Genomic DNA, 14468 nt, shown 5'->3' with positions numbered 1-14468 from the left:
AGCCGGGTAGCCCGGCACACTATTGTTAACGTTTTTTCATTTGAACAGGATCCGGTTCCTTTTATGTCACAGCCCTCTTTTGATAACGCACAATTTCAGGCTGCCCTGGCGCGTCAGTGGCAGCGTTTTGGTTTAACGGATGCACAGCAAATGACGCCGCATCAATGGTGGCAGGCGGTGAGCGGCGCGCTGGCAGAGTTACTTGCCGCCCAGCCGGTAAACGCGTCTGCGGCTAATCAGCGTCACGTTAACTACATCTCGATGGAGTTCCTGATTGGTCGCCTGACGGGTAACAATCTGCTCAATCTCGGCTGGTATCAGGGGGTGAGCGATGCCCTGAAAGAGCAGGGGATCAACCTGACCGATCTGCTGGAAGAAGAGATCGACCCGGCGCTCGGCAACGGCGGTCTGGGACGCCTGGCGGCGTGCTTCCTCGACTCTATGGCAACGGTCGGCCAGGCGGCGACGGGCTACGGTCTGAACTATCAATACGGCCTGTTCCGCCAGTCTTTCGCGGACGGCAATCAAATGGAAGCGCCGGACGACTGGCATCGCGGTCGCTACCCGTGGTTCCGCCACAATGAAGCGCTGGATGTGCAGGTCGGCATCGGCGGTAAAGTGGTGAAAGGTGAATGGCAGCCAGGGTTCACTATTACCGGGCAGGCGTGGGATTTACCGGTGCTGGGCTACCGTAACGGTATCACCCAGCCGCTGCGTCTGTGGCAGGCGACTCACGCCCACCCGTTCAACCTGACCAAATTCAACGACGGCGATTTTATGCGTGCCGAGCAGCAGGGCATCGACGCTGACAAACTGACCAAAGTGCTCTACCCGAACGACAACCACACGGCGGGCAAGAAACTGCGTCTGATGCAGCAATATTTCCAGTGTGCGTGCTCCATTGCCGATATTCTGCGTCGTCATCACCTGGCGGGCCGCGCGCTGCATGAGCTGGCGGATTACGAAGTCATTCAGTTGAACGACACCCACCCGACCATCGCCATCCCGGAACTGCTGCGCGTGCTGATTGATGAGCATCAGCTCAGCTGGGACGATGCCTGGGCCATCACCAGCAAAACCTTTGCCTACACCAACCACACGCTGATGCCGGAAGCGCTGGAGTGCTGGGATGAGAAGCTGATCAAAGCGCTGCTGCCGCGTCACATCCAGATTATCCATGAGATCAACACCCGCTTTAAGGCGCTGGTGGAGAAAACCTGGCCGGGCAATGAGGCGGTCTGGGCGAAGCTGGCGGTGGTCTATGACAAGCAGGTGCGCATGGCAAACATGTGCGTGGTGAGCGGCTTTGCGGTCAACGGCGTGGCGGCGCTGCACTCCGAACTGGTGGTGAAGGATCTGTTCCCGGAATATCACCAGCTGTGGCCGAACAAATTCCATAACGTCACCAACGGCATTACCCCGCGCCGCTGGATCAAACAGTGCAACCCGGCGCTTGCCGCGCTGCTGGATAAATCGCTGAAAAAAGAGTGGGCCAACGATCTCGACCAGTTGATCAACCTGGAGAAATACGCCGACGATGCCAAATTCCGTCAGCAGTATCAGGCGATCAAGCTGGATAACAAAATCCGCCTGGCGGCCTTTGTGAAAGCGCGGACCGGCATTGAAATCAGCCCGGACGCCATTTTCGACGTACAGATCAAACGTCTGCATGAGTACAAGCGTCAGCACCTGAACCTGCTGCACATCCTGGCGCTGTACAAAGAAATCCGTGAAAACCCGCAGGCGGACCGCGTACCGCGCGTATTCCTGTTCGGTGCGAAAGCGGCACCGGGATACTACCTGGCGAAAAATATCATCCTGGCGATCAATAAAGTCGCCGAAGCGGTGAACAATGACCCGCTGGTGGGCGATAAGCTGAAAGTGGTGTTCCTGCCAGACTACTGTGTGTCGGTTGCGGAGCGACTGATCCCGGCGGCGGATATCTCCGAGCAAATCTCTACCGCCGGTAAAGAAGCGTCCGGCACCGGCAACATGAAACTGGCGCTGAACGGCGCGCTGACCGTCGGCACGCTGGACGGTGCGAACGTCGAAATCGCCGAGCAAGTCGGTGAGGAGAATATCTTCATCTTTGGCCATACTGTGGAAGAGGTGAAGCGCCTGAAAGCCAAAGGCTACGATCCGTTGAAATGGCGCAAAAAAGACAAAGTGCTGGATGCCGTACTTAAAGAGCTGGAGAGCGGAAAATACAGCAACGGCGACAAACACGCGTTCGATCAGATGCTGCACAGTCTCGGCAAGCAGGGCGGCGATCCGTACCTGGTACTGGCGGATTTTGCGGCCTACGTTGAGGCACAAAAGCAGGTTGATGTGCTTTATCGCGATCGGGATGCGTGGACCCGCGCGGCGATCCTTAATACTGCCCGCTGCGGAATGTTCAGCTCCGATCGCTCCATTCGGGACTACCAGAGCCGTATCTGGCAGGCCAAACGTTAAGGACAGCTATGGAACGCAAACGCCTCGATAAAGCCGCATTAGCGGCGGGGATTAGCCCTGATTACATTAACGCGCACGGTAAACCGCAGTCTATTGGTGCTGAAACCAAACGGCGTTTGCTGGATGCCATGCATCACACCACGGCCCCGAAAGGGGCCGTTACGCCATTACCCAACGTCATGGTTTTTACCCGTGGTAAAAAAATGGCGCTGGAGCTGGCGGGAAGCGGCGAGTTTAGCTGGTCGCTGACAACCGAAGAGGGACGTCAGCATCAGGGCGAGGCCAGCGGCGGTAAACCGCTGACGCTGCCGACGCGCCTGCCGGAAGGCTATCACACGCTGACGCTGCGCCAGGGCAAAAAGCAGTGGCAATGCCGGATCATTATCGCTCCGCAGCGCTGCTACGAGCCTGACGCGCTGCGCAGTGGTCAAAAGCTGTGGGGTGCCTGCGTTCAGCTTTACACGCTGCGTTCGGAGAAAAACTGGGGCATCGGCGATTTTGGTGATTTAAAAGCCATGCTGCCGGAAATCGCACAGCGGGGCGGGGCGTTTATCGGTCTCAACCCGATCCACGCGCTCTATCCGGCAAATCCCGAAAGCGCCAGTCCGTACAGCCCCTCTTCACGCCGCTGGCTGAACATTATCTACATTGACGTCAACGCGGTGGATGATTTTCAGCACAGCGAAGAAGCGCAGGAGTGGTGGCAGATGCCGACGACCCGGCAGGCGCTGCAAAAAGCGGTGAAAGAAGACTGGGTGGATTACTCCGCCGTAACCGCGCTGAAGCTGACCGGGCTAAGTATGGCGTGGCGACGCTTCGCTACCCGGTCAAAAGACGATGAGCATATGCAGGCGTTCCGCCAGTTCGTTGCTGACGAGGGGGAAAGCCTGTACTGGCAGGCGGCCTTTGATGCGATGCATGCCTGGCAGGTGAAAGAAGATCCGATGCGCTGGGGCTGGCCGGTCTGGCCGGAGGCGTATCGGTCTACTTCAACGCCGGAAGTGAAGCAGTTCTGTCAGGAGCATCAGGAAGAGGTCGATTTTTACCTGTGGCTTCAGTGGCTGGCCTGCACACAGTTCGCTTCCTGCTGGGAGATATGTCAGAGCCTGAATATGCCGGTCGGGCTGTATCGCGATTTGGCGGTGGGCGTTGCGGAAGGCGGCGCGGAAACCTGGTGCGACCGCGAGCTGTACTGCCTGAAAGCGTCGGTTGGCGCACCCCCGGATATTCTCGGTCCGCTGGGACAGAACTGGGGCCTGCCGCCGATGGACCCGCACATCATCACCGCCCGTGGCTACGAGCCCTTCGTCCAGTTGCTGCGCGCGAATATGCGCGACTGCGGGGCGCTGCGTATCGACCACGTGATGTCGATGCTGCGCCTGTGGTGGATCCCCTACGGCGAGACGGCGGATCATGGCGCTTACGTGCACTATCCGGTAGACGATCTGCTGGCGATCCTTGCACTGGAAAGTCAACGTCATCAGTGCATGGTGATCGGCGAAGATCTTGGTACGGTGCCGGTGGAGATCGTCGGCAAGCTGCGTAAATCCGGCGTTTATTCGTATAAGGTGCTGTATTTCGAAAGCGACCACGAAAAAACGGTCCGCGCGCCGGATGCCTGGCCTGCGCAATCAATGGCGGTGGCGGCAACGCACGACCTGCCTACTCTGCGCGGCTACTGGGAAAGCGGCGATCTGACGCTCGGTAAAACGCTGGGGCTGTACCCGGACCCGGTGGTGCTGCGCGGACTGTATCAGGATCGCGAACTGGCGAAACAGGGGTTGCTGGATGCTTTGCATCGCCATGGCTGCCTGCCGAAAAGCGTTGGCCATAAAGCCTCGCGCATGACCATGACGCCGGTACTGAATCGCGGGATGCAGCGCTATATCGCCGATACTCACAGCGCCCTGCTGGGCCTCCAGCCGGAGGACTGGCTTCAGATGGCGGAACCGGTGAATATTCCGGGCACCAGCTATCAGTACAAAAACTGGCGGCGCAAGCTTGCCACCACGCTTGAGAAGATGTTTGCCGATGACGGCGTGAACAGGCTGATTAAAGATTTGGATAAGCGGCGGAAGGTGAAGCGGAAATAATTGACGACGCCCGGTGTGATGAACATCGGGCATTATGCTTATACCCGTCATACTTCAAGTTGCTTGTGCGTTGGCTTTCCTCGCTCACCCCAGTCACTTACTGGAGTAAGCTCCTGGGGATTCACTGCGTCGCCGCCTTCATGCAACTCGAATTATTTAGGGTAGATATGTCGACAAAGATAGCGATAAGCGCTGTCAGAACAGGACCGGCGGCGTGATTTTTACTGGCGCAAATAGTGTTGAGACGTTGGCAGGTAATATTTTCCTCATACCAAGCTTCGGTGACGACCGTGGTTAGACCATGTTGACCATACAATATTTCCTTCGCATTTTGTGAATTTGCGACTTCGCGCGGGAAGTCAGTTATTTTAAGAAGCAGTCCCTCCAGACAAAAGGGTTCAGATTGAATGATATGGATGTTCCTTCGTTCTGCCGCCTTTCTGTCTGTGGCGGATATCGCCAAATCGGAATCAATATAAATATATTTTTGATCGAAATCCCCCAAATAATTAATCGCCCGCTGAATAGCGGTTTTTGGCCCACCGCCGCCCGCTTCATCAATTTTGACGCTAAATCCCGCGTTTCGCGGATGATAAAGTGTCTTGATTCGCTCAACAAATTTCTTATCGGAAATCCCTTCACAGATAATTAACCGGGTGGAGCGTAACGTCCGTGTTTTTCTGGCAGGTTTGCTCATAGTTCAGGTACTCCACCAAAGGCTCCGGCCAGATATTTTGCCGCCAGATTTTCATCGGCGCGGGCTTCCGTTGATGGGAAGTCATCAAGGCGGAAGCATTCGCTGCGGTTATTTTTTTTCTCGGTGATGATGATCCGATATTTACCGAGGTAGTTAATCAGTTCCGGTTTGTGGCAGGTGAAGACCAGCTGTGAGCCGTGTGGATTGCTTTCTTTATTAGTAAATAACTCAAGGATTGGCTTCATCATATGTGGATGAAGATCGTCGCCCAGCTCATCGATAAAGCAGGGATTGCCGCTTTCCAGCGCGTTTAAGATTTCGTATAAGCGGATCAGTGCACTTTGCGTCCCGGCTGACTCAAGGAAAAAAGGTAGGGTGAATTGCCCGCCATTTTCGCAGCTATGTAATCCATTAAGAGAGTAATGATTTTTATTTTGCCCTAGTTCATTTATCCTGGTTTCTTTATTGATGGTAATATCATGCAGACCTAAATCCCATTTTTTGATTTGATTTTTAAGCTTATCAAACAGTACAGAATTCATGTCCAGCATCATAGCGATATCAGATAGGTTATATTCGGTACTGGATCTCCTTCCCGTGGAATGAATATTTGTGAAACAGATGATACTATAAGCGATACTGTTTGCGAGAGTAATGTTTATTCTTCGCGCTGCCGATATAATACTGGTATTACATGGGGTACGTAATGCCTCCTTTTCTCCCAAGGGAAATATATCACTTTTTTCTGTATATTCATACAGGACGCCCAGATGTAACTCTTCTATTCTTGGGTCATCTAATTTAGTATAGCTTTCATAAGTAGATAGTTTTCGTAAGATACTATTCATCGAAGCATTAGTTAATTTGCGTTTAAAAACATAAATAAACTTCTTGCTTTTGTTCTTCAAGAATAAATTTTCTTCATAGATCAAAAACTCATTGGCTGTAATTTCGTAAAGGTACTCATCGCCATCTAGCAGGAAATTCATCCGTATTTTACTGAAGCAGTTATCTATTTTATTAGTATTAATATACAACGGTTCGCTAGCGCGCGCAGGGATATTCCAGAATAACCATCCTAAAAACGGCAGCGGCTTAAGCAGGGTTGTTTTCCCGGAAGCATTTGCGCCCATGATCGCCGTGATAAGGTTGACCTGATGCCCGCCGCATTCCTGCCATAAATCCTTGTAGCGGTCTTTTTTACTGGTGGTGAGATCCACCAGTCCCCCTTCATCGCCGAAACTGCCGAAGTTTTTGACTTCGTACCATAAGATAGCGTTTTTCATAAAGCCTCATTTTGTACAAAAAAATGTATAAAATAGTATTTTATGAAGTTTATTACAGCCATTGGGTAAAGCAACAACAAAAAAGCCCCTGATTTTCATCAGGGGCTTCGCAATACGAATCAGTGGCAGATTATGAAATCACACCACCATTCCCAACAGCAGGCACCCGACCAAACCACATACCGAGATTATGGTTTCCAGCGCCGACCATGAGCGGATCGTCTCGCCGATAGTCAGGTTGAAGTACTCTTTGAACAGCCAGAAACCCGGATCGTTAACGTGAGAGAAAATCACGCTGCCTGAACCCACGGCGATCACCATGAGTTCAGGGCTGACGCCGGTGGTGGCAATCAGCGGCGCGACGATCCCGCCCGCCGTAATCGCTGCCACGGTAGCGGAACCCAGCGCGATACGCAGTACGGCGGCGATAGACCATGCCATAAAAATCGGCGACACGCCGGAGCCGTGCATCATTGAGGCGATGTATTTGTCCACGCCGCTATCAACCAGCACCTGCTTGAATGCACCGCCGCCGCCAATGATCAGCAGCATCATGGCGATGATTTTGATCGAGGTAGTGAGGGTATCGTTAATGTCATCCATCGAACGACCGCGATTCAGGCCAAAGGTGAAGATCGCGATCAGCACCGCAATGAGCGTCGCCATTACCGGATCGCCGAAGAATTCAGCGTAAGGCAGAAGGGCATGGCCTTTTGGCAGGATCATCTCGGCAACCGCGCGTAGCGCCATCAGGATCACCGGGACCAGCGACGTCCAGACGCTGACGCCGAACCCCGGCATCTCCGCTTCAGTAAAGGTTTTGGCGTTATACAGACCTTCCGGGATCGGCTTATCAATGCCCTTCAGGAATTTGGCATAGACCGGACCGGCAAGGATCACCGTTGGGATCGCCAGCAGCGTGCCGTAAAGCAGCGTCTTGCCCATGTCCGCATGGAAAATAGTCGCGATGGCGGTCGGACCGGGGTGCGGCGGTAGAAAACCGTGGGTTACAGAAAGCGCTGCGGCCATCGGCACGCCGACGAAAAGCAGCGGGATGCGTGCAGCGGCCGCGATGGTAAATACCAGCGGTAACAGCAGAACGAAACCCACTTCATAGAACAGGGCAAAACCCACGGTAAAGCCGGTTAATACCACCGCCCACTGAATGTATTTTTGACCGAACCTGGCGATAAGCGTAGTGGCAATGCGCTGCGCGCCGCCGCAGTCAGCGAGCAGTTTGCCGAGCATCGCACCGAAGCCCATGATCAGCGCCAGGCCACCGAGCGTGCCGCCAACACCCGCTTTGATAGAGGCGATAACTTTCTCTACCGGCATTCCCTGCATGATCCCGACGGCGAGGGCCACCAGAATCAGCGCAATAAATCCGTTCAGCTTGAAACGAATCATTAACAACAATAACAACACAACCCCGATAGCAACGATGACTAATGGCATGATTTACTGGCCTTTAATTTGTTATGGGTAACTTTGTGATTTCACTGCCTTCCGATTCCGGGACTGCACTGGCGATCGCAAGACGAATAGCACATCAACAAATCCCTCTGGTACACCTGAGAAAAGCGGGCTGTTTGTGGAAGAATAGTGCTAAGGCAGGATGATACGGGTAACATTAATAAAATGAACATCCCCCCGGCAGGCAAAATTTTAAAAGTGGGAGGCAGGTCATACTCTGCGGGAAGTTTTAACAATTACCGATAAGATATGCACAGAAAGATGAATTTTTAATCGCACAATTCGGCATGGGTAAATTCAGATGATCTCATCCATTTCGGGATCGGATTTTCCTGGCTTCATGAATTGCTACAAATGAAGTGACAACATGATAACGCCCCTGACGGTCATCAGGGGCGGAGGGGATTAGTAATACGAGTGTTCGCCGCGCTGGTGCTCGGTCAGATCGCGCACGCCTTTGAGTTCCGGGAATTCGTTCAGCAGTTGCTTTTCGATCCCTTCTTTCAGGGTAACGTCGACCATCGAGCAGCCGTTACAGCCGCCGCCAAATTGCAGGATGGCGTAGCCTTCGTCAGTGATTTCCATCAGCGTGACGCGGCCGCCGTGTCCGGCAAGTTGTGGGTTCACCTGCGCCTGAAGCATGTATTCGACACGCTCCATCAGCGGGGCGTCGTCAGAAACCTTGCGCATTTTGGCGTTTGGCGCTTTCAGCGTCAGCTGGGAGCCGAGCTGGTCGGTCACGAAATCGATATCCGCATCTTCCAGATACGGTGCGCTTAACTCGTCTACGTAGGCGGTCAGCAAATCAAATTTCAGGGCAGTATCGCTTGCTTCCACAGCGTCCGGCGGACAATAAGAAACACCGCATTCGGCGTTAGGCGTTCCGGGATTAATGACAAATACACGAATTTGCGTCCCTTCTTCCTGATTTGCCAGCAGTTTGGCAAAGTGCGCTTGTGCAGCATCGGAAATACGGATCATAGCAATGGCCTAATAGTTGACTGTTTTACTCGGTTATAATACGCCCATCGTCGAGGCTCTACAAGGTTCGACAGAGGCACCAGACCTGGACCGTTGCTGCGCCGCCTCGCTTTAGCAGGCGGACAATTTCTGCGACGGTGCTGCCTGTGGTGACGACATCATCCACCACGACGATATGGAGACCTCTGACCGGGATTTCAAGCTGAAAGGCATTTTTCAGGTTGTGCTTACGCAGCCGGGCGGAAAGCTGATGCTGGGTCGCGGTGGCCCGCACGCGGGTGATGGCGTCGGCTTCATACTCACAGCCCAGCCAGCGCGCCAGCGGGCGGCACAGCAAATCGCTCTGATTAAACCCTCTGCGCCAGTGTCTTTTTTGCCACAGCGGCACGCTGATAAGGCGATCCGGGCGAGGCTGCCGCCGCTGGAACGAGGCCAGCAGCAGGAGCCTCGCCAGCGCCGGAGCCAGCTCCGCTTTGCCGGAAAACTTAAAGCGGTGAATCAGCGTGCTCAGCGGCGGTATGTAGTCGCTGACCGCAATCAGCCGCTGCCACGGCGGCGGTTTTTGCAGACAGCGCCCGCAGGGCAGGTGTTCATGCTGCGCGGGAAGGCCGCACTGCGGGCAGACCGGCGCTCTTGCAAAAAGCGTGGACGCGCAGCGCGAGCAAATCCCCCACTGCGGCAGGGCAAGCGGCATTCGGCATAGCCAGCATAAGCCACAGGCTGTTAACATATTTCACCTCGTAAACGACAAGTGAGAACAGTACCTGATGAGCGACCTCTGGTGGCAAACGAAAGGCGAAGGAAATTGTCATCTTGTGCTGCTGCACGGATGGGGACTGAATGCGGAAGTGTGGGATTGCATTTCGGCGGAATTAAGCTCGCATTTTACGCTGCATCTGGTGGACTTGCCGGGCTTCGGGCGCAGCCAGGGTTTTGGTGCGCTTACGCTTACGGAAATGGCCGAGTGTATGCAGGCCCGCGCGCCGGAAAAAGCCATCTGGCTGGGCTGGAGTCTCGGCGGGCTGGTGGCAAGCCAGGTGGCGCTAAGTCATCCCGGGCGCGTGCAGGCGCTGGTGACGGTGGCGTCATCCCCCTGTTTTTGCGCCTGTGACGGCTGGCCGGGGATCAAGCCGGAAGTCTTGTCCGGGTTCCAGCAGCAGCTCAGCGAGAACTTTCAGCGCACCGTGGAGCGTTTTCTGGCGCTGCAAACAATGGGGACAGAGAGCGCCCGCCAGGACGCCCGCAGGCTGAAAAACGCCGTGCTGGCGTTACCGATGCCGGAAGTGGCGGTGCTCAATGGTGGACTGGAAATCCTGAAAAATACGGATTTACGTGAACCACTGCGCGAGCTGACTCTGCCGTTCTTGCGCATCTACGGCTATCTCGACGGACTGATACCGCACAAGGTTATCCCGTTGATTGACGCCCTCTGGCCTGCCAGCGAGTCGCTGACGATCCCGAAGGCCGCGCATGCGCCGTTTGTTTCCCATCCCGAAGCGTTTTGTCAGGCGCTGATCGACCTCAAAGCCAGAGTGGTCTGATTCTTTCGCGCGGCCTGGCAAAAGTGGGATGACGCAGCAATACTGATAATGCCGCTGCGTATTTTTATGCCGTGGCATCCCCTGTCAAAAAGGAGTCCGGGCTATGAAAATTGTTGCAGGTATCGTTGCATCGCTGGTGATTGGATCGCTGTCGTTCGGGGTTATGGCGGCGGAAGAGCTGCATAAAGATAAACTCAAAGAGATGAACCTGACCAAAGTGGGGGATATCAGCACCTCCAAAGGTACGGCTCCGATGGACGCACAGCGTGAACTGTCCAAAAAAGCCGACGAGCTGGGCGGGAAATATTACGTGATCACCAGCGCGAAGAAATCAGAAAAAGACATCCACACTACGGCTGAAGTGTATAAATAAGCGCCTTGCCGGGCCTCATCAGGCCCGGCAAGCAGTTTCAGCGCAGCATCCACCATTCCCGCAGACACGCTTTCCCTTCCGGGCAGCGCTTGCAACTGCCATTCAGACAGCTTTCGACATCTTCCTGGGTACGACGGGCTTTGCCCATCGCTTCCATGCGGCTGAGCATGGCATCCAGCAGCGGACGAGGCAGTTTCAGCGCAGCGCTAAGCTGGCTGGCTTCCATCCTTCCTTGCAGAGCCAGCATATTTCGCACGTCCATTAACGAGGCCATTAATGGCAATCTCCCGCCGGGCTTTCGCAGCAACTGGCAGGCGTTTTACGCGTCGCCAGCAGATTGACGTCCACCCGGCTGCGGGCGCGGCGCAGGCTGCCAATCACCACCACATTAAACAGCAGCACCGCCAGAATACAGACCAGGCTGTACTGCGGATGCTGCTCGAAGCTGGCAACCTGATAAAACAGCGTCGCCAGGGAATAAGCGATGTTCAGCCCCCACAGAATAGAGAAGCCCATCCAGCCACGACTGGATTCGCGGGAAATGGCTCCCATCACTGAGATGCAGGGCACGTACAGCAGCACAAAAATCAGATAGCTGTAGGCTGCCGCCGCGCTGCCAAATTTCTCGCTCATCACGCCCATCGTCCCGGTCGCCATTTCACCATCGCCTTTGCTGGCTTCAATCGGGTTCGCCAGTACGCTCAGGCTGAAGGTGTCTTTCAGGCTCTGCCAGGTGTCGCTGACCGCGCCGGACAGCTCCCCGGTGAGGCTGAACTCTGCCGGGTTAAATTCCTCTTCCTGAATATTTTCGGCGGTATAAAGCGTGTTGAGCGTGCCCACCACCACTTCTTTTGCCATCGCGCCGGTAAACAGGCCAACGGTCGCCTGCCAGTGATCCTGATGAACGCCAATCGGCTCCAGCAGCGGCGTAAAGACGCGGCTGACGGACGCCAACGCAGAGTCGTTAATGTTATTGACCGCCTTGCCGCTGAGAGAAAAACTGTTCAGCGCACTGAGGAAAATACTGACGATAACGATGACTTTACCGGCACGCAGAATAAAACCCTTCAGCCGCTGCCAGGTCTGAATGAGCAGGCTTTTAATCATCGGCACGTGGTACACCGGCAGTTCCATCACGAACGGCGAGGCTTCACCGCGCATGATGGTATGTTTAAGCATCAGACCGGTCAGCACCGCCATCACAATGCCAAGAATGTAGAGCGAGAAGACCGCCAGCGCGCCCTGCTGCCCAAAGAAGGCGGCGGCGAAGACGGCGAAAATCGCCAGCCGCGCGCCGCAGGACATAAACGGTGCCATCATGATGGTCATCAGCCGTTCACGGGGTGCATCCAGGGTGCGTGCACCCATCACCGACGGCACGTTGCAGCCAAAGCCAACAATCAGCGGAACGAAAGATTTACCCGGCAGACCCAGCGATTGCATCAGACGGTCCATGACAAAGGCGGCACGCGCCATGTAGCCGGAGTCTTCCAGGAAAGACAGGAACAGATACATCATGCCAATCTGCGGCACCAGCGGCAGAACGGTGTTGATCCCGCCACCAAGCCCCTGGGCGAGGAAAATCGTCAGCCAGTCCGGGAAGTGCAGGGTGTAGCCAATCCACTGGATGCCGTGGATAAAAATCGCCACCGATCCGACGTCAAAAATTGGCGACAGCGCGCCGCCGATGTTGATGGCGAACAGGAACATCACGTACATCACCAGCAGAAAGATCGGCAGACCGAGAAAACGGTTAAGGATAATTTTGTCCATCGCGGCGGTGAAGCGGCTGGGCTCAGCGGTCAGCGAGTTGCTGACCGTATCGCAGATGGCAGCGATACACTGGTAGCGCGCGTCGGCGATGTGCAGCGCGGGATCGTCAATATCCTGATGTAAGCGGGCCAGCGAGCCGTCCAGCGTTTGCGCGGCGTCCTGGGCATACGCCCGGCTATAAATGTCGCCTTCCAGCATTTGCAGCGCCAGCCAGCGGCGCTGTTGCATCGGCATATCGGCGGGCATTTTCTGCGCCAGGCTGTCAGCTTCAACCAGCAGCGGCTGCGCATAGTGGACCAGATCCACGTCCTGATTACGGGTATGGCGGTCGATCGCCAGTTTCAGCGCGTCTATCCCGCGACCGCGCGTGGAAACCAGCGGGACTACCGGGCAGCCGAGGCGAGCGGAGAGGGCATCGATATCAACCCGCACCTGCTGTTTTTCGGCGATATCCAGCATATTGAGCGCCACTACGCAGGGAATACCCAGTTCCAGCAGTTGCAGTGTCAGGTAAAGGTTGCGCTCCAGATTAGACGCATCCACCACGTTAATCAGCAGGTCAGCATCGCCGCTGAGAATGTAATGGCAGGCGATTTGCTCATCGAGCGAGGTCTGGGAGGAAATGGTGGTCAACGAATAAGTGCCGGGCAGGTCAACCAGCGTGACCTGATAATCGGTAGTCAGAAAGCTACCTTCTTTGCGTTCAACGGTCACGCCCGCCCAGTTGCCTACCCGCTGACGCGAGCCGGTTAACTGGTTGAATAACGTTGTCTTACCCGAATTAGGATTGCCAATTAAGCCAATGGTTAGTTTTTTCATTTTCGTTGACTCACTGTATTAACGGGAAACCGATTCCACTTCTAATAGCGCCAAATCTTTTTTGCGTAATACCAGATTAACGCGGCGGGTTTCGATATGGACGGGATCGCCTAATGGCGCGATGCGCACTACATTAAAGGACGAGCCGGGTAACATACCCAGTGAGAGCAGCTTCTGACGATAGGCCGGGCTGATATCACGGGAGAATCCGGTGATCTTCCAGGCACTGGCTGGTGTAAATTGCATAGAGCCTACTTATGTATCACTTGCGGAATAGACCATGCGGTCTGCGCACGACGGTTAATTATCAATCAAGGCGATGGTAATGAGAATAGTTTGTATCTTCAATCTTTAAAGTGTGACGAAGTATGCTGTTAGCAAATAAAGTCGCGAAAAATTGATATAGCGCAAAAATAAGCGGGGTTTTGCCGCCAGGCAACGCAGTTGAAAAAGAGTCCGGGTGTTTTTAATATTTTACATTATATGATTAATTGTTTTATTAGTGTTAAAGCATGAGCGTGGAGCAGGAGTTGGGCAGATAACTGCCTGGCATTCATCAGCTTGCTGAGGATCTCTTTTTTATTATCCCCGGTAACGGTAACAATAATTTTTTTAGAGCGGAGAATTTGTCGGATACTGGTGGTAATGCCACGCTTAACGTCCTGCGCGCCTTTAATCATCGCATGATTCATCGACGTCTTTGTTCTCTGCAATGTTGAGGATTGTCCTGGCGACGGTGCTGGCAATATCATGTTCTGATTCAATTAAAGTGAATTGCATATTAACCATCTTCTGATGGAAATATTGACGTGATAATTGGTCGGATGGGCAAATGCTTCCGGGTATTCAATGATGGTATTGTTACTGGTCGCATGGCGGGATATTTTGATTATCGGGGAGTAAATCGGTATCTGTAATAGCTGGCTTTCTATAACACCCGAAAGTACCGGCTGATAAAATTCATTGACGGCGATTTTG

At 54.2% G+C, this 14468-nt stretch carries 13 protein-coding genes; 4 read left to right on the top strand and 9 right to left on the bottom strand.

Annotated elements, in window-relative coordinates; translation table 11 throughout:
* Positions 1-63: 63 nt before the first annotated feature.
* A complete protein-coding gene (malP, locus tag RT197_RS18410; RefSeq protein ID WP_312952600.1) occupies positions 64-2454 on the top strand; it encodes a maltodextrin phosphorylase in 2391 nt (796 codons plus the stop codon).
* Positions 2455-2462: 8 nt separating this feature from the next.
* Positions 2463-4547, top strand: a complete 2085-nt coding sequence (gene malQ / locus RT197_RS18405) for a 4-alpha-glucanotransferase (protein ID WP_312952598.1) — start codon at positions 2463-2465, stop codon at positions 4545-4547.
* A gap of 121 nt (positions 4548-4668) precedes the next feature.
* Here malQ and RT197_RS18400 read toward each other — a convergent pair whose 3' ends face one another.
* The 5 genes from RT197_RS18400 to gntX form a co-directional block, all read right to left on the bottom strand.
* Positions 4669-5244, bottom strand: a complete 576-nt coding sequence (locus tag RT197_RS18400) for a hypothetical protein (RefSeq protein ID WP_312952597.1) — start codon at positions 5242-5244, stop codon at positions 4669-4671.
* Positions 5241-6530 carry an ATP-binding protein gene (locus RT197_RS18395; RefSeq protein WP_312952596.1) on the bottom strand — a complete coding sequence of 430 codons (1290 nt, stop codon included), beginning with the start codon at positions 6528-6530 and terminating at the stop codon, positions 5241-5243. The genes RT197_RS18400 and RT197_RS18395 overlap by 4 nt, the downstream gene beginning before the upstream one ends.
* 138 nt (positions 6531-6668) lie before the next feature.
* Positions 6669-7985: a gluconate transporter gene (gene gntT / locus RT197_RS18390; RefSeq protein ID WP_312952595.1), complete on the bottom strand. Its 1317-nt coding sequence runs from the start codon at positions 7983-7985 to the stop codon at positions 6669-6671.
* Between the two features lie 423 nt (positions 7986-8408).
* Entirely contained in the window at positions 8409-8984 is a 576-nt protein-coding gene (gene nfuA, locus RT197_RS18385) for a Fe-S biogenesis protein NfuA (protein ID WP_312952594.1), read from the bottom strand.
* Between the two features lie 58 nt (positions 8985-9042).
* Positions 9043-9714: a DNA utilization protein GntX gene (gene gntX, locus RT197_RS18380; protein WP_312952593.1), complete on the bottom strand. Its 672-nt coding sequence runs from the start codon at positions 9712-9714 to the stop codon at positions 9043-9045.
* Positions 9715-9751: 37 nt separating this feature from the next.
* On the opposite strand from gntX, the gene bioH reads away from it, so the two are divergent.
* Both bioH and RT197_RS18370 read left to right on the top strand, forming a co-directional pair.
* Positions 9752-10525, top strand: coding sequence for a pimeloyl-ACP methyl ester esterase BioH (bioH, locus tag RT197_RS18375; protein WP_312952592.1), 774 nt, complete (start codon positions 9752-9754; stop codon positions 10523-10525).
* Positions 10526-10628: 103 nt separating this feature from the next.
* Positions 10629-10898 (top strand): YdgH/BhsA/McbA-like domain containing protein, encoded by a 270-nt coding sequence (locus RT197_RS18370; protein ID WP_312952591.1) that lies wholly within the window; start codon positions 10629-10631, stop codon positions 10896-10898.
* 37 nt (positions 10899-10935) lie between these two features.
* Here the strand turns inward: RT197_RS18370 and feoC are convergent, their stop codons facing one another.
* The 4 genes from feoC to RT197_RS18350 all read right to left on the bottom strand — a co-directional run bounded on the left by feoC (position 10936) and on the right by RT197_RS18350 (position 14170).
* Positions 10936-11172, bottom strand: coding sequence for a [Fe-S]-dependent transcriptional repressor FeoC (feoC, locus tag RT197_RS18365; RefSeq protein WP_312952590.1), 237 nt, complete (start codon positions 11170-11172; stop codon positions 10936-10938).
* Positions 11172-13490 carry a Fe(2+) transporter permease subunit FeoB gene (gene feoB / locus RT197_RS18360; protein WP_312952588.1) on the bottom strand — a complete coding sequence of 773 codons (2319 nt, stop codon included), beginning with the start codon at positions 13488-13490 and terminating at the stop codon, positions 11172-11174. Before feoB ends, feoC begins: the two co-directional genes overlap by 1 nt.
* 18 nt (positions 13491-13508) lie before the next feature.
* Entirely contained in the window at positions 13509-13736 is a 228-nt protein-coding gene (gene feoA, locus RT197_RS18355; RefSeq protein ID WP_312952587.1) for a ferrous iron transporter A, read from the bottom strand.
* Positions 13737-13969: 233 nt separating this feature from the next.
* Positions 13970-14170: a hypothetical protein gene (locus RT197_RS18350; RefSeq protein ID WP_312952586.1), complete on the bottom strand. Its 201-nt coding sequence runs from the start codon at positions 14168-14170 to the stop codon at positions 13970-13972.
* Positions 14171-14468 lie beyond the last annotated feature (298 nt).

This window comes from Superficieibacter sp., assembly GCF_032071645.1.
In the GTDB taxonomy this organism is placed as follows: domain Bacteria; phylum Pseudomonadota; class Gammaproteobacteria; order Enterobacterales; family Enterobacteriaceae; genus Superficieibacter.
The sequence above is the reverse complement of the archived record's forward strand: the minus strand, read 5'-3'. Positions and strand labels throughout refer to the sequence as shown.

Bases quoted from the DNA above. Each gene is read 5' to 3' on its own strand.
- malP (WP_312952600.1), top strand. From the start codon at position 64: ATGTCACAGCCCTCTTTTGATAACGCACAATTTCAGGCTGCCCTGGCG.
- malQ (WP_312952598.1), top strand. From the start codon at position 2,463: ATGGAACGCAAACGCCTCGATAAAGCCGCATTAGCGGCGGGGATTAGC.
- RT197_RS18400 (WP_312952597.1), bottom strand. From the start codon at position 5,244: ATGAGCAAACCTGCCAGAAAAACACGGACGTTACGCTCCACCCGGTTA.
- RT197_RS18395 (WP_312952596.1), bottom strand. From the start codon at position 6,530: ATGAAAAACGCTATCTTATGGTACGAAGTCAAAAACTTCGGCAGTTTC.
- gntT (WP_312952595.1), bottom strand. From the start codon at position 7,985: ATGCCATTAGTCATCGTTGCTATCGGGGTTGTGTTGTTATTGTTGTTA.
- nfuA (WP_312952594.1), bottom strand. From the start codon at position 8,984: ATGATCCGTATTTCCGATGCTGCACAAGCGCACTTTGCCAAACTGCTG.
- gntX (WP_312952593.1), bottom strand. From the start codon at position 9,714: ATGTTAACAGCCTGTGGCTTATGCTGGCTATGCCGAATGCCGCTTGCC.
- bioH (WP_312952592.1), top strand. From the start codon at position 9,752: ATGAGCGACCTCTGGTGGCAAACGAAAGGCGAAGGAAATTGTCATCTT.
- RT197_RS18370 (WP_312952591.1), top strand. From the start codon at position 10,629: ATGAAAATTGTTGCAGGTATCGTTGCATCGCTGGTGATTGGATCGCTG.
- feoC (WP_312952590.1), bottom strand. From the start codon at position 11,172: ATGGCCTCGTTAATGGACGTGCGAAATATGCTGGCTCTGCAAGGAAGG.
- feoB (WP_312952588.1), bottom strand. From the start codon at position 13,490: ATGAAAAAACTAACCATTGGCTTAATTGGCAATCCTAATTCGGGTAAG.
- feoA (WP_312952587.1), bottom strand. From the start codon at position 13,736: ATGCAATTTACACCAGCCAGTGCCTGGAAGATCACCGGATTCTCCCGT.
- RT197_RS18350 (WP_312952586.1), bottom strand. From the start codon at position 14,170: ATGATTAAAGGCGCGCAGGACGTTAAGCGTGGCATTACCACCAGTATC.